This window comes from Nonomuraea sp. NPDC005983, assembly GCF_040614375.1.
GTDB lineage: Bacteria > Actinomycetota > Actinomycetes > Streptosporangiales > Streptosporangiaceae > Nonomuraea.
This window is the reverse complement of sequence record NZ_JBEXUP010000016.1, coordinates 16,815-33,498: the sequence shown is the minus strand read 5'-3', so window position 1 is coordinate 33,498 and position 16,684 is coordinate 16,815. Positions and strand designations below refer to the sequence as shown.

The following is a 16,684-nucleotide window of genomic DNA, read 5'->3' as shown; positions in this document are numbered from 1 at the left end:
CTCTCAGTACGCTTCGGTGATCACGTTGTTGAGCTGCTCGCCGGCGAGGTAGCGCAGGAGCTGCGAGCGGATGAGCCGCAGCTGGCGCCGGGCGGAGGCAGGGGTGCTGCCGGCGACGTGCGGGGTGATCAGGACACCGGGAGAGCTCCAGAGGGGGTGGCCCTCGGGCAGCGGCTCCGGCTCGGTCACGTCCAGCGCTGCGCGCAGCCTACCGGTCTTCAGCTCAGAAACCAGGGCATCCGTGTCGACGATCCCGCCCCTGGCGGCGTTGACGAGCACGGCGCCGTCCTTCATCCGGGTGAGGAAGGCGGCGTCGACCATGCCGGCGGTGTCGGGGGTGGTGGGCACGAGCAGCACCACGACGTCGGCCTCCGGCAGCAGCGCGGGCAACTCGTCCATGCCGTGGACGCCCTCGCGCGCGCTCCTGGCGACCCTGACGACCTCGACCTCGAACCCGTCGAGCCGCCTCTCCAGCGCGGCCCCGATGGACCCGTAGCCGACGATCAGCACGGTGGAGTCGGCGAGCACGCCTGTGTGGTGGTAGGTCCACTGGCCGCGCCGCTGCGCGTCGAGGAAGCCGGGGAACTCCCGCAGCACCGCGATCATCGCCCCGACCGCCCATTCGGCGGTTCCCGCGTCGTGCGCGCCGCGCGCGTTGCACAGGACCGCGCCCTCGGGCAGGTACGGCCGGTACGGCTCCACGCCCGCGGTGACGGTCTGCAGGAGCCGCAGCGAGGCCATCCTGGCCAGCGTTCCAGGCACGTCGGGCACGGTGAGGAGCGGCGGGATCCAGACCTCGACCTCGTCGATGCCGTCGGGCAGCGGCCCGGTGCCGTCGTAGACGGCGCACTCGACGCCGGGCAGATCAGACAGGACTTCGGCGAACGCGTCAGAGGGGACCCAGATCTTCATGCCGAGAACCTTACGACTCCGGGGGAAGTATGGTGCACATGAGGACACTCTTGATGATCATGCTTCTCGCCGGGGTCACCGCCTGCTCCACCGCGGGCGGGGTGACGGCCGACGCCACAGCTGACGCCCACCCGGACAGCACGGTGCCCGCCGCGCCGCCGCCGGGCGAGCCGAGATCCGTGGCGACCGGGCTGGCCGTGCCGTGGGGGATCGCCTTCCTGCCCGGCGGCGACGCGCTGGTGACCGAGCGCGACTCCGCCCGGCTGCTCAGGGTGAGCCAGGCCGGCAAGGTGACCGACCTGGGCAAGGTCGCCGAGGTCAGCCCCGAGGGCGAGGGCGGCCTGCTCGGCGTGGCCGTCAAGGGCGAGCAGGTCTTCCTCTACCTCACCGCGGCCGACGGCAACCGGATCGTCCGCTATCGCCTCACCGGCGACCGCCTGGGCGAGGCCAAGGTCATCGTCCACAGCATCCCCAAGGGAGTCATACACAACGGCGGGCGGCTCGCCTTCGGCCCCGACGGCTACCTGTACGCGGGCACCGGCGAGACCGGCCAGGACGGGCTCGCCCAGCAGCGCGACTCACTCGCCGGCAAGATCCTGCGCATGACCACCGACGGCGCGCCCGCCCCCGGCAACCCCTTCGGCACGCTCGTCTACAGCTACGGCCACCGCAACGTCCAGGGGCTCGCCTGGGACCCGTCGGGCAGGATGTACGCCTCGGAGTTCGGCCAGAACACCTACGACGAGCTCAACCAGATCAAGCCGGGCGGCAACTACGGCTGGCCGGAGGTCGAGGGGCGCGGCGACAACCCCGCCTACGTGAACCCGGTTCTCACCTGGCGGACGTCCGAGGCGTCCCCGTCCGGGCTGGCCTACGCCGACGGCTCGCTGTGGATGGCCGCGCTGCGCGGCGAGCGCCTGTGGCAGATCCCGCTGGGCCGTGACGGCTCCGCCGGCACCCCGGTCGCGCACTTCACCGGCCGGTACGGCAGGCTCCGCGCGGTGACCCCCGCCCCCGACGGGACGCTCTGGGTGTCGACCAGCAACAAGGACGGCAGGGGCACGCCGCGGCAGGGCGACGACCAGATCCTGTCGGTCACTCCTAGCAGGTGATCTGCGCCTGCGGCCGGTACTTGGTGGTCTGCTTCTTGTCCCGCTTGGCTTCCTTGCCGTCGACGTACATCACGCGGGTGACGTCGATCGTGAAGCCCTGCTGCCCCGTCACGGGCCGGCAGGCCGGGCCGGTGCCCGACTCGCGACGGAACGGGGTGAAGTTCCGCTTGTCCGACTCGACCGCCTCGACCTTGTCGTAGCGCTTGGTGCTCCACAGCGTGACGGTGACCGAGGTGGCGGTCGACTCCGTCTTGATCAGCACGCCGTAGTCGGAGTCGTTGCGCCACTTCAGGTCCAGGTCCCGGTAGAGCAGCGCGGCGTCGCGTCCGGCCGGATAGCGGGTGTCGTGGTAGTCCATCGGCGTGTGCTCGACGTCCTCGAACCCGGCGAAGTAGGCCGCGTTGTACAGGGCCGTGGCGAACTGCGAGCCGCCGCCGCCGACGATCTGCACCTGTCGGCCGCCGACGATCTGCGGGGCCATGACGTAGCCGCCCTCGACCGTCCGCTCACCCAGCACCTCGTTGAGTGAGAACGTGTCGCCCGGCTTCACCATCTGACCATCCAGCTGGGTCGCCATCTGCCTGATGTTGGTGACGCGCGGCTGACAGCAGTCGAAGGGGGTGGTGAAGTCGGCCACCTTCTCCTTGATGCCGAGGCCGCTCACCTCCTCGGTGGTGACCTCGGGTGTGACGGCGGCGAGCGCGACAGGGACGACACGGTTGCCGTCCGCGGTGAGCGCCTTGGCCATGTCGCGGGCGAGCTGCTTGTCGTCCACTCCCCTGCCGCGGCGGGCGGAGACGAGCGTCGGCCTGCCGTTCACGATCTCGTACGTGGCGTCGCGCGGCGCCTGGGCGGCGTCGATCAGGCGGCTCTCCACCGTGGCGATCGCGCCCTTGGCGTCGAACTGAGGCTCCAGGCCGCCCTTGCCGTCCGAGACGAAGGACAGGTGCTTCGCGATGGTGGCGGCGGGCAGCTGGACCTGCTTGGTGCCCGCGGTCAGCGTGACCGGCCGGGCGACTGCCCGCTCGGCGTCCGCCTGTGCCCGCCTGACGGCGGTGAGCGTGGTCTCGGGCTTGGCGGGCCTGAGGGTGAGCGCGGCCGTGTCGCGCGCGTGCAGGAACGCGTCGCTGATCACCCGGACCGCATCAGCCCGGTCGAGCAGGACGCCGTCGTGGGGGGCGCGCGCGACGGGGGTCACGCCGTTGAAGGCGACGCGGCCCTCGCGAGGGGCCTTGTCGACGGACTCCGCGATCCCCTCCACGGTCCTGGTGAGCTGGGAGGAGTCGATGGTCACCTTCGGGTCCAGATCGGTGGTGCCCGTCAGCCCGCGCCACACCTCCATGGGAGAGGGGAAGCCACTGGACGCCTGCCCGATCGTGGCGACGACGTCGAGTTCGAGGCCCGCCTCGTCGGCCTGGATGGTGTCCTTGCGCCCGCCGATGTCGACGACGACGGGCTTGTTGAGCTTGGTGGTCAGTTCGCTGCGGAGCTTGTCCGCGGCCTGCGTGACGGTCAGCCCGCCGATGTCGACGCCCGCGACGCGGGTGCCGCGCAGCACCGAGCCGGACATGAGCACCGCGGGCACCACGTACGCCAGCGCGGCCAGCGCCACGACCAGCAACGCGATGGCGGGCAGCAGGCGCCGGCGGCGCGGCGGCTCGGGGTCGATGAAGGCGGGCAGCCGCTCCGGCGAGCCCGACAGGCCGAACACGGGGGTGGGCGCAAGCGGCTCCTGGGCCTGTCCCTCGCGCATCGGCCACGGCTGCGGCGGCGGGGCCACGGGTGGCAGCCCGCCACCCTGGCCGCTCTGGCCGCCCGGGGCCCGCGACGGCGGTTCCGGCTGGCCGTTCGGGCCGAAGATGTCGCGCGACACGCCCGGCGGAAGGCCCTCGGCCTTCGGTTTCCTGTTGGTGCCGCGCGTGGGCAGCGGCACGGAGGAGAACGGGTCGGTCGGCGATTCGATCGGTCCGGCGTTACGCACGCCTCAATCTCCTCCCGCTCCGCAGCCACATCTCCAGGCAACAGTAAGGCAGAAGCATCCCTCTATGTCACCAGAAATGGCTACGGGTATGTGTCAACCTAGCCACCGATAGCGATGTTCGGGCCGTCCGGCGGTTCCGTACCTGGGCCGGAGCTCCGCGCGGCCCGCCACGCACAGGTACTCCAGATAGCGGCGCGCGCTCACCCGGGACAGCCCGGCGAGCTCCGCCGTCTCGGACGCCGACAGGTCGCGACCGGCCTCCCGCAGCGTCTGCGCCACCAGGGCGCACGTCGCCGGGGACAACCCCTTGGGCAGCGACGCGGCGGCCGTGTGCGTGCCGAAGAGCCGGTCCACGTCGTCCTGGCGGGCCTCCGGGCCGATCGCGGTGAGCTGCTTCCTGGTGTCGGCGTACTGCTTGAGCCGGTCGGCGAGGGCGGTGGCGGTGAACGGCTTGATCAGGTAGCCGACCGCGCCGCCGCGCATCGCCTCCCTGACCGTCGGCACGTCACGGGCGGCGCTGATCATCAGGACGTCCACGTCGTGCAGCGCCTTCAGCACCTCCAACCCGGACATGTCGGGCAGGTAGATGTCGAGCAGCACCAGGTCGGGCCGGAGCTCGGCCGCCGCGGCGAGCGCGTCCTCGCCGTTGTGCGCCGACGCCACCACCCGGAAGCCCGGCACCCGCGCCACATAGCCGCTGTGGATGCGGGCCACCATGAAGTCGTCGTCCACGACGAGCACCCGCACCTCGCTCACGTGGCTGCTCACGGGGTCACCGCCCCGACCGGCGCCGGCAGCAGGGCCGTGAAGACCGCGCCGTCGGCGTTGCGCACCCGCACCCAGCCGCCCCTGCGCAGGCACGCCTGCCTGGTGAGGGCCAGGCCGAGGCCGCGCGGGCCCGAATGGGCCGCCTTGGTGGTGAAGCCCTCCCTGAAGACCTCCTCGACCAGCTCGGGCGCGATGCCGGGGCCCGAGTCGCCGACCCGGACGTGCAGGCCCTCCGCGCCGGCCCGCACCGACACCTCGATCGTCCCCTCCACGCCGTCGAGCGCGTCGATCGCGTTGGCCACCAGGTTGCCGACGACCAGGACCGCGTCCTGCGGGTCACCGAGCGCCCCTCGCGGCACGTCCGAGTCGTCCGAGAGGACCAGCCGGGCGCCGCGCTCCGCCGCCTCGGCCGACTTGGCGAGCAGCAGCGCGGCCAGCGTCGGGTCCTGGACGCGTTCGCGCAGGCCGGTGGCGTACGCGCTGCGGGTGGTGCGGGTGATGAAGCTGATGGCGGCCTCGTGCTCGCCCAGCTCCAGCAGGCCGACCACGGTGTGCATACGGTTGGCGAACTCGTGCGCCTGGGCGCGCAGGGCCTCGGTGGCGCTGCTGGTGTCGTCCAGCTCGCGGGCCAGCCGCACCAGCTCGGTGCGGTCGCGCAAGGTCACCACCCAGCCGCGGTGCTGGCCGCGTACCGACACCGGGGTGCGGTTGAGCACCAGCACCCGGTCGCGGTGCAGGACGACGCGGTCCTCGCCGGGGTCGGCCCCGCCCAGCACGTCGCGCATGCGGTCGGAGACCGGCATCTGGGTCAGGTCGGCGCCGACGTCGCCGAGCAGCTCACGGGCCGCGTCGTTGACCAGCGTCACCCGGCCCGCGAGGTCCAGCGCGAGCACGCCCTCCTTGACGCCGTGCAGCACGCCCTCGCGCTGCTCCAGCAGCCCGGCGATCTCACGCGGCTCCAGGCCGAACGTCTGCCTGCGCACCCGAGCGGTGATCAACGCGGCTCCCGTCAGCCCGACGAGCAGGACGGCCAGCGCGGTCCAGAACAGCGGCGGCAGCGCCCCCGCGACCTGACTGTTGACCGTGGTCTGCAGGACGCCGACCGACACCAGGCCGACGACCCGCCCGTACTCGTCGAAGATCGGCGCCTTGCCCCTGACCGTGGTACCGATCGTGCCCGTTTCGGTGCCGACCCAGCTCCTGCCGCTCCTGAGCACGGTGGTGCCGTCAGTCGACAGCTTCTTGCCGATCAGGGCGGCGTTGGGGTGGGCGTAGCGGGTCTGCGAGGCGTTGGCGATGACCACGTAGTCGGCGTCGGTCTCGTCCTGGACGCTCATGGCGAGCGGCTGCAGCACCGTTTCCGGATTTTTCATGTCGAAGGCGTCGCGCACCTGAGGGAGCCCCGCCACCGCCTGCGCGATGGCCAGCGCCCGCTGCTGGTGCAGCGAGTCGAGCTGGCTGCGCGTGTGCTTGGCCCACACGCCGGCCGTGCCGCCGACGGCCAGCAGCACGATCACCATCTGGAGGACGAACAGTTGGGTCCCCAGGGAGGCGTCAATAACCCGTCTCACCTGGCTCATGGAAACATGCCCAGGTCACGGCGGGGTCGCGACCAATACGAACTATATGGCGGCAATCACACAAACCCTCGACTCCGTGGGGGTGCTCACCTCACCATCCAGATTTCACAACGTGAAAATCCCCCCTTGGAGTGATCATGCGTCTGCGCATACTCGCCGCCCTCGCGGCGCTCTCCGTCGCCGCGCTGACCGGCTGCGGCGACACCGGCTCCTCCGGCGGCGGCACCAGCGCGCTGCGCATCATGGCGCCCGCCGCGCCCGGCGGCGGCTGGGACCAGACGTCGCGCACCGCCGAGCAGGCCTTCAAGACCGCCGACCCCAAGCGCAAGGTCGAGGTCTTCAACGTGCCCGGCGCCGGCGGCACGATCGGCCTGGCACAGCTCGCGGGCGAGAACGGCAACGGCAACCTGCTGATGACCATGGGCCTGGTCATGGTGGGAGCCATCGAGCAGAACAAGTCCAAGGTCACGCTGGCGCAGACGACGCCGATCGCCAAGCTGACCGAGGAGTACGAGCTCGTCGTCGTCCCGGCGAACTCGCCGCTGAAGTCGCTGGCCGACCTCGTCGCCGCCTGGAAGGCCGACCCGAAGAAGGTCTCCATCGCGGGCGGCTCTGCAGGCGGCACCGACCACATCCTGGCCGGTCTGATGGCCAAGGCCGGTGGCGTGGACCCGAAGCAGGTCAACTACATCGCGCACTCCGGCGGCGGGGAGGCGCTCAACGCGCTGCTCGGCAACAACGTGACAGCGGGCATCTCGGGCGCCGGCGAGTTCGCCGAGCACGTGAAGTCCGGCAAGCTGCGCGCGCTCGGCGTCAGCTCCGCCCAGCGCATCGCCGAACTCGACGCGCCCACCCTCAAGGAGGGCGGCCTGGACGTGGAGCTGGCCAACTGGCGCGGTTTCGTCGCCCCCAGCGGGCTCAGCGACGCCGACAAGAAGGCGCTGACCGACCTGGTGACCAAGATGCACGACTCGCAGACGTGGAAGGACGCGGTGGCCAAGAACGGCTGGATCGACTCGTTCCAGACCGGCCAGCAGTTCACCGACTTCCTCACCTCCGAGGAGACCCGGGTCAAGGGCATCATCGCCGAACTGGGCGTCGTCTCCTGATGTCCACGCCTCAGGACGTCGCGAAGCGGCGATGGTGGCGGCCCGAGCTGGGGCTGGCGCTGGTGGTGCTCGGCCTGGGCGTCTTCGTCGTGCTCGGCACGCTGGACGTCTCCGCCGCCGCCTCCCAGCTCGGTCTCGGGCCGCGGTTCTTCCCGATGCTGGTGGGCGGTTCCATGATCGTCATCGGCCTGTTCTACGTGGCCGACGTGCTGCGCGGCGGCCGGGGCGACCCCGAGGAGAGCGAGGACGTGGACGTCGACGCACCCGCCGACTGGCGCAGCGTCGGCCTGGTGAGCGGCATCTTCCTGGCCTTCACGGCGCTGCTGAACCCGCTCGGCTGGGTCCTCGCCGCCAGCCTGCTGTTCTTCGGCCTGTCACTGGCCCTGGGCGCCGAGCACAAGGTGCGCGCGGCGGTGGTCGGCGTGATCGTCGGGCTCGTCACGTACCTGCTGTTCGTGAAGGGCCTGGGCGTCACGCTGCCCGGCGGGCTGCTGCAGGGGGTGCTCTAGGTGCAGTCGTTCCAGCTCCTGATGGACGGGTTCGCCGCGGCGCTCACCCCGGTCAACCTGATGTACGCGCTGATCGGCGTCACCCTCGGCACGCTCGTCGGCGTGCTGCCCGGCATCGGCCCGGCCATGACCGTCGCGCTGCTGCTGCCGATCACCTTCACCGTCCCTCCGACCAGCGCCTTCATCATGTTCGCCGGGATCTACTACGGCGGCATGTACGGCGGATCCACCACGTCCATCCTGCTCAACACGCCCGGCGAGTCGTCCTCGATGATCACCGCGCTGGAGGGCAACAAGATGGCCAGGCGCGGCAGGGCGGCACAGGCCCTGGCCACGGCCGCCATCGGCTCGTTCGTGGCGGGCACCATCGCGACCGCCCTGCTGGTCGTGGCGGCGCCCGCAGTGGTGAGCTTCGCCATCTCGTTCAGCCCCGCCGACTACTTCGCGCTGGCCATCCTGGCCTTCACCGCGGTGTCGTCGGTGCTGTCGCGCTCCATCGTGCGCGGGCTGGCGTCGCTGGGGATCGGCCTGGTCATCGGGCTGATCGGGATCGACCAGCAGACCGGGCAGGCACGCCTGACCCTGGGCGTCCCGCAACTACTCGACGGCGTGGACGTGGTGATCGTCGCCGTCGGCCTGTTCGCCCTCGGCGAGGCCCTGTACGTGGCCTCGCGGCTGCGGCACTCGACACCCGAGGTGGTGCCGGTGGGCCGGGCCTGGATGGGCAAGGCCGACTGGCGCAGGTCGTGGCTGCCGTGGCTGCGGGGCACCGCCCTGGGCTTCCCGTTCGGCGCGCTGCCCGGCGGCGGCGCGGAGATCCCCACGTTCCTGTCGTACGCGGCCGAGCAGCGGCTGGCGCGCGGCGTCGCCCGCGAGGAGTACGGCAAGGGCGCCATCGAAGGCGTGGCAGGGCCGGAGGCGGCCAACAACGCCTCCGCCGCGGGCACCCTGGTGCCGCTGCTCACGCTGGGGCTGCCCACGTCCGCGACGGCCGCGATCATGCTCGCCGCCTTCCAGCAGTACGGCCTGCAGCCGGGCCCGCAGCTGTTCGACCACAACCCGGCCCTGGTGTGGGGCATGATCGCGTCGCTGTTCATCGGCAACACGATGCTGCTCGTGCTGAACCTGCCACTGGCGCCGCTGTGGGCGCGGGTGCTGCGCGTCCCCCGTCCGTACCTGTACGCCGGGATCGTGCTGTTCGCCGCGCTCGGCGTCTACGCGCTGAACGGGACGGTCGTCGACCTGATCGTGCTCTTCGTGCTCGGCATGCTGGGGTTCGCGATGCGGCGCTTCGGCCTGCCCGTCGCGCCCGCCGTGATCGGCCTGATCCTCGGGCCGATGGCGGAGATCCAGCTCAGGCGGGCGCTGGCGATCGGCGCGGGCGACGCGACCGTCCTGGTCAGCAGCCCGATGGCGGTGATCCTGCTGCTCCTGGCCGCGGGGGCCCTGCTGACCCCGGTCTTCAGGAAGCTCCTGGCCCGCCGAACCCCCGAAGCGCCTGCCCCCGCGTCCCGAGAGGAGACCAACCAGCACTGACGCCCCCGGCCCCTCGGTTGGAGGCCGGGGGGCTCAACGGCGATACCGCCGGCCTCAGCACCGGCCGACCCCGCCTGCAGCGTTCCAGCGCGCGCTCCACCACTTCGTGAGGCTTCAGGCCGTTGCGCTGCCAGATGACCTTGATCTCGAAAGCGCGGGGATCGCCCGCGAACCTGGTCTCCAGGTAGTCCAGATAGTCCCGTTCGGTGCTCTCGCCTTCGACCACAGCGTAGATCACCTGGCGTCTGCGTCCCTCAGAGACGGCACGGGGCGCTCGCGCAGCACCAGTCGGCGGGCCTTTCCTCCTGACCCGGCTCACTCCTCGGCCCCAGCGGCGCACTTCTCGATCTCCACCGCCATCCCGTTGAGCCCGATGTGGGGCACTCCGCCGTATCGGCCGCGCAGGTATCCGCGGTCCAGACTCTCGTCAGCCCGCACACCGACCTCGGTGAGCGGGTAGAGCTCGGACTCACCGCTTCGCCGCTTCTCCGTGATCCACACCTGCTCGCGATCCAGCGGACGCTGAACATGTGCCTTGCTCAGCAAGGTCGCGTCGTGCCCGGTGAAGATGAGTTGCGCTCCTCGTGGGTTGGCCACCGGGTCCTCGAAGAGCCGGACGACCTCTGCCACCAGCAGTGGATGGACGCTGGAGTCCAGCTCGTCCACCAGCAGCACCGCGCCGTCGTCGAGGGCCTTGAGCAGTGGCCCCAGGAACGCGAACCAGGCGAGGGTGCCGAAGGATTCCTGATGATGCATGTCGAAGGGCACGGGCCCGTCCTTGCCCTGGTGCACCAGGAAGACCTCGGGCGTGTCCTCGCCTCGGTCCTCGACCACCACTCCGGTCACTCCCAGGTCAGCCACTGACAGCAGGCCTTCCACCCGGTCACGGAACTCGGGTTTCAGAAGCTCCCAACGGGTGTAGGCGTCGCGCTGCCGTAGATCGTCGCCGGGGCTGACCTGCCACAAGTTGTCTTTGAACCAGTCATGGACGGGGACCAGCTGCTTCAGCTGGAGTGATGCCGCAGCCGTAAGGAAGAGGGCATCGGATCTGGTGTAGTCGATCACGGGCTTCTTCGCGCCCCTGAGGCGATCGCTTGGGAACCGGTACTCGTCCTCCCCTCGTTCAGGCCGTTCGGCGTCCCGATCGAACCAGACCTGCCGTCGTCGGCTCCCTTTGGGGAAGACGTGGAGCCACTCGGTCTCCACGCGCTGGTCGGATACCTCAAATCCGTAGACGTACCGGTCTCCGCTGATCAGGATGTCGACCTCGAACAGAGAAGCTTCTCGCGTCGCCTCACGGTCGAGCGCGAACGGCCGCCTGGGCACGCCTTTGGCGCGCGCCCAGGCTGCGACCGAGTCCAGCACGGCGTGCCGCATCCAGCACATGGCCGACAGCACGTTGGTCTTGCCGGACGCATTGGCACCGAAGATCGCCGCAACGGGAGAGACACGCAGGCCATCGAGTGATCTCGCGGCCCGATCGCCTCCGTCCGGAGCGAGCAGGGACAACTCGAACTCTCCGCGAAACGACAGGACGTTCGCGGCTCGGAATCCCACCAGCAAGGCCGAGCCTCCGCATCTAGATGAGGCACCTATCGGCATCTTATGCCCTCTCAAGGGAAAAACCCACGTTGAGCAGCCCGAAATCAGGTTCTCGAGCCTACTCGGAAGCACGCCGCCCTCGACACCCATTCAGCCCCCGCCCCGGCGAAGTACCGCCTGCCAACGTCGCAACGAACGGTGTGGGAGCCGTGCGGAACCCGGCCATACCGCGTCCGAGCGCTCACCACCCGGGCGCCGCCACCGTGGCGTCCCTCACGGTGACGTCACGGTGATGTGACCTGGACGTGCCGACAAGGAAGGCGGGCCGCAGGCGCACGGTCAGTGCCGCTTACGCTAGCCGAGACGAACGAGAGCAGCTCTGGGGGCGACCGTGAAGCCGAAGACCTATGTCTGCGCTGGTTTAGGCTTGCTGGTCGTCGCCTTCTCGGCTCTGTACTATCCGGCCGTCGGCGAGTTCACCGGCCTTTACTGCGCTCCTCGAAAGCTGCACGACATTCGGCCACCAGCGGAAAGCGCCTCTCCCGAAGAGGTCGTGAGGGCCTACCTCAGAGCGGTCATGGCGAGAGATCTCGACACTGCCCGCCACTTGTCCACCTCCGAGTTCGCCGACCGCGAGGAGTCCGTCTACGACAGCTCCTTCTGCGACTGGACCTCTCTCGGGGCCGTGACCGTCTGGCCGGCCCATCCCGATGTGGACGGCACGGGCAGGTACACGACAGTCATGCGGGTGTCCGTGGAACTCGAACTGCAAACGCGCGGCCGAGATGCGTCAGAGGATTTCAGCTGGGGTTACTTGCTCGAGAGGGCCTCTCCAAAGGAGAGGTGGCGCATTTTCGACTCGGGAGAGGGGTAGCCCGCACGCGGTCGACGCGCACCCGGCAGGCGCGGCCTTCCACCTGGCCCACCAGCCGACCAGGCGACAGATCCACGTCCGAGCGCTTCCGCCCCTGTCCGGGCGCGGGGTCACAGGAGGGCGGCGAGCGCGCGGGTGGTGCGGTCCTGCTCCTCCGTGGTGCCGAACGGCGAGGCGAGGCAGTCCGTGACGCCGGCGTCCGCCAGCCTGGCGAGCTGGACGGCCACAGCCGTCTCGTCCCCCACGATGACGACGTCCTGAGGCCCGGCGACGCCCTCCCTGTCCAGCATCGCCCGGTACTCGGGCACCTGCCCCGCCAGCGCGAACGCCTCCGCGACACGGCCCCGCACCCCCGCCTCGTCGCCCGTGACGCAGACGACGAGCCCGGCCACCACGCGCGGTGCGGGACGTCCCGCGGACTCGGCCGCCTTGGTGGCGGACGGCACGATGTGCTCGGCGAGCGTCCTGGGGCCGGTCATCCAGGTCACGACGCCGTCGGTGTGCTCGCCCGCCAGCCGGAGCATGGCCGGGCCGAGCGCCGCCAGGAGCACCTGCGGCGGCTCGGCGCCGGGCACCGCCGCACCTCCGGAGGCGGTGAGCAGTTCGCCCCGGTGCTCGACGCTTTCGCCGCGCAGGAGCGGCGCCAGGACGGTCAGGTACTCCCGCATGCGGGCGACGGGACGGTCAGCGGGAAGCCCGAACATCGTCCGGACCATCGCCCCGATACCCGCCCCGATGCCGAGCGTGAGGCGGTTGCCGGTGGCCGCCTGGACGCTCAGGGCCTGACCGGCCAGCACGAGCGGGTGCCGCTGTGGCACGGGGACCACGGCGGTTCCCAGCGAGATGCGCGGCACCTGGCTGCCGACGACGGCGAGCGAGGTGAGGGCGTCCCAGCCGAACGCCTGGCTCGACCAGGCGGTGTCGAAGCCCAGCTCGGCCGCCGTACGCACCTGCGCGGCCAGCTCGTCCAGCGTCGCGGGGCCGCGCACGTCACCGATGGAGATTCCGATGCGCATGAGGTCTCCTCCCTCGAAGACAACAGGACCTGCTGGTCGCGGTCATCAGGGAGGACGTGGAGGCGCTCTGCGCCCGCGGACGGGAACTGCTCGAACACCCCATGCCGGACGAGGCCCTGCGGACCTGGCTGCGGGCGGTGGCGGTGCACGCGACGGCGATGCGCGGGCTGGTCGCGATCGAGATGGCGGGCGCGGCCCCCGCGCTGGCGGCCTGCCATGACGACATCCTGGCGACCGGCGAGGCGCTCCTCGCCCGCACAGCCCCCTTGGACGTCGCCGTCGCCGACCTCCTCAAGCTGGCCAACGCCATCGGCTGGGCCGCGGAGCAGTCACCGGAGGACGAACACCTCATCGACCGCCTCCTGGCCCTGGTGACCATCCAGCCGGAGAAACGTGAAGGGGCCCCGCCACCGAAGTGACGGAGCCCCTGAAAGTGGCGCGACCCTACTCGGAGACGCCCAGCTTCTCCAGGATCAGCACGCGGGCGCGGGCCGCGTCGGCCTTGCCACGGCTGGCCTTCATCACGCCTCCGACCAGCGCGCCCACCGCGGCGATCTTGCCGGAGCGGACCTTCTCGGCCGCGTCGGCGTTGCCCGCCAGGACCTCGTCGATGATGGCCGCCAGCTCGCCCTCGTCGTTGACGATCTGCAGGCCGCGCTTCTCGACCACCTCGTCGGGCGTGCCCTCCCCGGCCAGCACGCCCTCGAGCACCTCGCGGGCGAGCTTGTCGTTGAGCGCCCCGGAGGCCACCAGCTCGGTGACGCGGGCGATCTGGGCGGGCGTGATGGGCAGGTCGGCCAGCGCCACGCCGGTCTCGTTGGCGCGCCGCGCCAGCTCGCCCATCCACCACTTGCGCGCGTCGGCGGCCGGCGCGCCCGCGGTGACCGTGGCCTCGACCAGGTCGATCGCGTCGGCGTTGTGCATGGCCTGCATGTCGAGGTCCGACAGACCCCACTCGGCCTGCAGCCGCTTGCGCTTCACCGACGGCAGCTCGGGCAGCGTCGCCTTCAGCTCGGCCACCCAGGCGGTGTCGGGCGCGATCGGCACCAGGTCGGGCTCGGGGAAGTACCGGTAGTCCTGCGCCTCCTCCTTGGACCGGCCGGACGTGGTGGTGCCGGTGTCCTCGTGGAAGTGCCTGGTCTCCTGGAGGATCCGGCCGCCGTCGGCGAGGATGGCGGCCTGCCGCTCGATCTCGCTGCGCACCGCCCGTTCGACGCTGCGCAGCGAGTTGACGTTCTTGGTCTCGGTACGGGTTCCCCACTCGGACGAGCCGCGCGGCATGAGGGAGACGTTGACGTCGCAGCGCAGCGACCCCTCCTCCATCCGCACGTCGGAGACGCCCAGCGAGCGCATGATCTCGCGCAGCTCGGTGACGTAGGCCTTCGCCACCTCGGGCGCCAGCCGGTCGGTGCCGGGGATGGGCTTGGTGACGATCTCGACCAGCGGGATGCCGGCCCGGTTGTAGTCGACGATCGAGTAGTCGGCCCCCTGGATGCGCCCGGTGGCGCCGCCCACGTGGGTGGACTTGCCGGTGTCCTCCTCCAGGTGGACCCGCTCGATCTCGATCCGCACGGTCTCGCCGTCGATCTCGACGTCGAGGTAGCCGTCGAAGCAGAGCGGCTCGTCGTACTGCGAGATCTGGTAGTTCTTCGGCATGTCCGGATAGAAGTAGTTCTTCCGGGCGAAACGGCACCATTCGGCGATGGAGCAGTTCAGCGCCAGGCCGATGCGGATCGTCGACTCGATCGCCTGAGCGTTGGCGACGGGCAGCGACCCGGGCAGCGCCAGGCAGGTCGGGCAGACCTGCGTGTTGGGCGGCGCGCCGAACGTCGTGCGGCAGCCGCAGAACATCTTGGACGCGGTGCCGAGCTCGACGTGGGTCTCCAGCCCGAGCACCGGCTCGAACCGGTCGAGCGCCTCGTCATAGGCCATCATCGTGGTCACAGTGCCGGAGCCTCCTTCAGCAGCGGGCCGCCCCAGCGGCTCTCCAGGGCCTTCTCGACGGCGGCGCCGACCCGGTAGCAGCGGTCGTCGCCCAGCACCGGGGCCATGATCTGCAGGCCGACCGGCAGGCCGTCCTCGTCGGCCAGGCCGCACGGCACCGAGATGGCCGCGTTGCCCGCCAGGTTGGACGGGATCGTGCACAGGTCGGCGAGGTACATGGCCATCGGGTCGTCGGCACGCTCGCCGATCGGGAACGCCGTGGTCGGGGTCGTCGGCGAGACCAGGACGTCCACCTGATGGAAGGCGGCCTCGAACTCGCGGGAGATGACCGTACGGACCTTCTGCGCCTGCCCGTAGTAGGCGTCGTAGTAGCCGCTCGACAGCGCGTACGTACCGAGCATGATGCGCCGCTTGACCTCGGGGCCGAAGCCGGCGGCCCGGGTCAGGGCCATGACCTCCTCGGCGCTGCGGGTGCCGTCGTCGCCGACGCGCAGGCCGTACCGCATGGCGTCGAAGCGGGCCAGGTTGGACGAGCACTCGGACGGCGCGATCAGGTAGTAGGCCGGCAGCGCGGTCGCGAACGACGGGCAGGAGATCTCGACGACCTTCGCCCCGAGCGACTCCAGCAGCTGGACGGCCTCGTTGTAGCGGGCCAGCACGCCGGGCTGGTAGCCCTCGCCGCCGAACTCCTTGACGACGCCGATCCGCATGCCGGCGATGTCGGCGTTCCTGGCGGCCTCGACCACCGAGGGCACCGGCGCGTCGATGGAGGTGGAGTCGAGCGGGTCGTGGCCGGAGAACGCCTCCTGCAGCAGCGCCGCGTCGAGGACGTTCCTGGCGAACGGGCCGGGCGTGTCGAGCGAGCTGGCGAACGCGATCAGCCCGAAGCGGGACGAGCCACCATAGGTGGGCTTCATGCCCACGATGCCGGTGACCGCGGCGGGCTGCCGGATGGAGCCGCCCGTGTCGGTGCCCGTGGACAGCGGCGCCTCGTAGGCCGCCACCGCGGCGCTGGAGCCGCCGGAGGAACCACCGGGGATCCGGCTCAGGTCCCACGGGTTGCGGGTCACCTGGTAGGCGGAGTTCTCCGTGGAGGAGCCCATCGCGAACTCGTCCAGGTTCGTCTTGCCCAGGATGACCAGGCCGGCCTCGCGCAGGCGGCGGGTGACCGTCGCGTCGAACGGCGGGCGCCACCCCTCCAGGATCTTGGACGCGGCCGTGGTCGGCATGTCGTTGGTGGTGAAGATGTCCTTGTGCGCGATCGGGACGCCGGCCAGCGGCCCGAGCTGCTCCCCTGCCCGCAGCCGCGCGTCGACGGCCCGCGCCTGGTCGAGCGTGATCTCGCGATCGACGTGCAGGAACGCCTGAATCTTGGGCTCGACCTCGGCCATCCGGTCGAGGTGGGCCTCGGCGACCTCGACGGCGGACACCTCGCCCTTGGCGATCAGCTCGCCCAACTGGGCGGCGGTCTTGTTGATCAGACTCATGCCTCCTCCCCCAGGATGCGCGGCACCCGGAAGCGGTCGTCCTCGACGGCGGGAGCGCCGGACAGGGCCTGCTCGGGCGTCAGGGACGGTCGCACCTCGTCGGCACGGAAGACATTGGTCAGCGGGAGCGCGTGCGACGAAGGCGGGACGTCTTCGGCGGCGACCTCGGCTACCTTGGCGACGGACTCGATGATGGCATCGAGCTGCGTGGCGTAGTGGTCGAGTTCGTCGTCGTTGAGCGCCAGCCGGGACAACCGGGCCAGGTGCGCGACCTCGTCGCGGGTTATGGCGGACATGAGTCGTTGAACCCGTTT

The 16,684-nt window shown here is 70.8% G+C and carries 15 protein-coding genes; 6 read left to right on the top strand and 9 right to left on the bottom strand.

Going from position 1 to position 16,684, the window contains the following annotated elements:
* Window positions 1-3: 3 nt before the first annotated feature.
* Entirely contained in the window at window positions 4-912 is a 909-nt protein-coding gene (locus tag ABZ297_RS10435) for a 2-hydroxyacid dehydrogenase (protein ID WP_355342573.1), read from the bottom strand.
* Window positions 913-950: 38 nt separating this feature from the next.
* On the opposite strand from ABZ297_RS10435, the gene ABZ297_RS10430 reads away from it, so the two are divergent.
* The gene (locus ABZ297_RS10430) at window positions 951-2,024 is read left to right on the top strand and encodes a PQQ-dependent sugar dehydrogenase (protein ID WP_355342570.1); all 1,074 of its coding nucleotides are present in this window, start codon (window positions 951-953) and stop codon (window positions 2,022-2,024) included.
* Here ABZ297_RS10430 and ABZ297_RS10425 read toward each other — a convergent pair.
* From ABZ297_RS10425 to ABZ297_RS10415, 3 genes are all read right to left on the bottom strand, one after another.
* Window positions 2,014-4,005, bottom strand: a complete 1,992-nt coding sequence (locus tag ABZ297_RS10425) for a VanW family protein (RefSeq protein WP_355342567.1) — start codon at window positions 4,003-4,005, stop codon at window positions 2,014-2,016. The genes ABZ297_RS10430 and ABZ297_RS10425 overlap by 11 nt on opposite strands.
* Before the next feature lie 93 nt (window positions 4,006-4,098).
* The gene (locus ABZ297_RS10420) at window positions 4,099-4,773 is read right to left on the bottom strand and encodes a response regulator (protein WP_355342564.1); all 675 of its coding nucleotides are present in this window, start codon (window positions 4,771-4,773) and stop codon (window positions 4,099-4,101) included.
* Window positions 4,770-6,353: a sensor histidine kinase gene (locus ABZ297_RS10415; protein WP_355342561.1), complete on the bottom strand. Its 1,584-nt coding sequence runs from the start codon at window positions 6,351-6,353 to the stop codon at window positions 4,770-4,772. Before ABZ297_RS10415 ends, ABZ297_RS10420 begins: the two co-directional genes overlap by 4 nt.
* Before the next feature lie 137 nt (window positions 6,354-6,490).
* Here ABZ297_RS10415 and ABZ297_RS10410 point away from each other — a divergent pair, with 137 nt between their 5' ends.
* From ABZ297_RS10410 to ABZ297_RS10400, 3 genes are read left to right on the top strand one after another with little or no spacing between them, the layout of a single operon-like run.
* A complete protein-coding gene (locus ABZ297_RS10410; protein WP_355342558.1) occupies window positions 6,491-7,462 on the top strand; it encodes a tripartite tricarboxylate transporter substrate binding protein in 972 nt (323 codons plus the stop codon).
* On the top strand, window positions 7,462-7,971 hold the full coding sequence (locus ABZ297_RS10405; protein WP_355342555.1) for a tripartite tricarboxylate transporter TctB family protein: 510 nt from the start codon (window positions 7,462-7,464) through the stop codon (window positions 7,969-7,971). The genes ABZ297_RS10410 and ABZ297_RS10405 overlap by 1 nt, the downstream gene beginning before the upstream one ends.
* Window positions 7,972-9,507: a tripartite tricarboxylate transporter permease gene (locus ABZ297_RS10400; protein ID WP_355342553.1), complete on the top strand. Its 1,536-nt coding sequence runs from the start codon at window positions 7,972-7,974 to the stop codon at window positions 9,505-9,507.
* A 315-nt stretch (window positions 9,508-9,822) separates the two neighbouring features.
* Here the strand turns inward: ABZ297_RS10400 and ABZ297_RS10395 are convergent, their stop codons facing one another.
* On the bottom strand, window positions 9,823-11,109 hold the full coding sequence (locus ABZ297_RS10395) for an ATP-binding protein (protein ID WP_355342551.1): 1,287 nt from the start codon (window positions 11,107-11,109) through the stop codon (window positions 9,823-9,825).
* A gap of 331 nt (window positions 11,110-11,440) precedes the next feature.
* Here ABZ297_RS10395 and ABZ297_RS10390 point away from each other — a divergent pair, with 331 nt between their 5' ends.
* Window positions 11,441-11,923 carry a hypothetical protein gene (locus ABZ297_RS10390; RefSeq protein ID WP_355342549.1) on the top strand — a complete coding sequence of 161 codons (483 nt, stop codon included), beginning with the start codon at window positions 11,441-11,443 and terminating at the stop codon, window positions 11,921-11,923.
* Between the two features lie 110 nt (window positions 11,924-12,033).
* Here the strand turns inward: ABZ297_RS10390 and ABZ297_RS10385 are convergent, their stop codons facing one another.
* Window positions 12,034-12,939 carry a TIGR03564 family F420-dependent LLM class oxidoreductase gene (locus ABZ297_RS10385; protein WP_355342546.1) on the bottom strand — a complete coding sequence of 302 codons (906 nt, stop codon included), beginning with the start codon at window positions 12,937-12,939 and terminating at the stop codon, window positions 12,034-12,036.
* Between the two features lie 56 nt (window positions 12,940-12,995).
* Between ABZ297_RS10385 and ABZ297_RS10380 the strand changes: the two genes are divergently transcribed.
* Entirely contained in the window at window positions 12,996-13,358 is a 363-nt protein-coding gene (locus ABZ297_RS10380) for a hypothetical protein (protein WP_355342544.1), read from the top strand.
* A gap of 25 nt (window positions 13,359-13,383) precedes the next feature.
* On the opposite strand, the gene gatB is transcribed toward ABZ297_RS10380, so the two are convergent.
* The 3 genes from gatB to gatC are packed head-to-tail and all read right to left on the bottom strand — an operon-like array spanning window position 13,384 to window position 16,666.
* A complete protein-coding gene (gatB, locus tag ABZ297_RS10375) occupies window positions 13,384-14,871 on the bottom strand; it encodes an Asp-tRNA(Asn)/Glu-tRNA(Gln) amidotransferase subunit GatB (RefSeq protein WP_355342751.1) in 1,488 nt (495 codons plus the stop codon).
* Window positions 14,872-14,879: 8 nt separating this feature from the next.
* Entirely contained in the window at window positions 14,880-16,370 is a 1,491-nt protein-coding gene (gene gatA / locus ABZ297_RS10370) for an Asp-tRNA(Asn)/Glu-tRNA(Gln) amidotransferase subunit GatA (RefSeq protein ID WP_355342542.1), read from the bottom strand.
* On the bottom strand, window positions 16,367-16,666 hold the full coding sequence (gene gatC / locus ABZ297_RS10365) for an Asp-tRNA(Asn)/Glu-tRNA(Gln) amidotransferase subunit GatC (protein WP_355342539.1): 300 nt from the start codon (window positions 16,664-16,666) through the stop codon (window positions 16,367-16,369). Before gatC ends, gatA begins: the two co-directional genes overlap by 4 nt.
* Window positions 16,667-16,684: the final 18 nt, after the last annotated feature.

What these genes read in the sequence shown, in the direction of transcription:
- ABZ297_RS10435 (WP_355342573.1), bottom strand. Translation starts at nt 912, where the DNA reads ATGAAGATCTGGGTCCCCTCTGACGCGTTCGCCGAAGTCCTGTCTGAT.
- ABZ297_RS10430 (WP_355342570.1), top strand. Translation starts at nt 951, where the DNA reads ATGAGGACACTCTTGATGATCATGCTTCTCGCCGGGGTCACCGCCTGC.
- ABZ297_RS10415 (WP_355342561.1), bottom strand. Translation starts at nt 6,353, where the DNA reads ATGAGCCAGGTGAGACGGGTTATTGACGCCTCCCTGGGGACCCAACTG.
- ABZ297_RS10410 (WP_355342558.1), top strand. Translation starts at nt 6,491, where the DNA reads ATGCGTCTGCGCATACTCGCCGCCCTCGCGGCGCTCTCCGTCGCCGCG.
- ABZ297_RS10405 (WP_355342555.1), top strand. Translation starts at nt 7,462, where the DNA reads ATGTCCACGCCTCAGGACGTCGCGAAGCGGCGATGGTGGCGGCCCGAG.
- ABZ297_RS10395 (WP_355342551.1), bottom strand. Translation starts at nt 11,109, where the DNA reads ATGCCGATAGGTGCCTCATCTAGATGCGGAGGCTCGGCCTTGCTGGTG.
- ABZ297_RS10385 (WP_355342546.1), bottom strand. Translation starts at nt 12,939, where the DNA reads ATGCGCATCGGAATCTCCATCGGTGACGTGCGCGGCCCCGCGACGCTG.
- gatB (WP_355342751.1), bottom strand. Translation starts at nt 14,871, where the DNA reads ATGGCCTATGACGAGGCGCTCGACCGGTTCGAGCCGGTGCTCGGGCTG.
- gatA (WP_355342542.1), bottom strand. Translation starts at nt 16,370, where the DNA reads ATGAGTCTGATCAACAAGACCGCCGCCCAGTTGGGCGAGCTGATCGCC.
- gatC (WP_355342539.1), bottom strand. Translation starts at nt 16,666, where the DNA reads ATGTCCGCCATAACCCGCGACGAGGTCGCGCACCTGGCCCGGTTGTCC.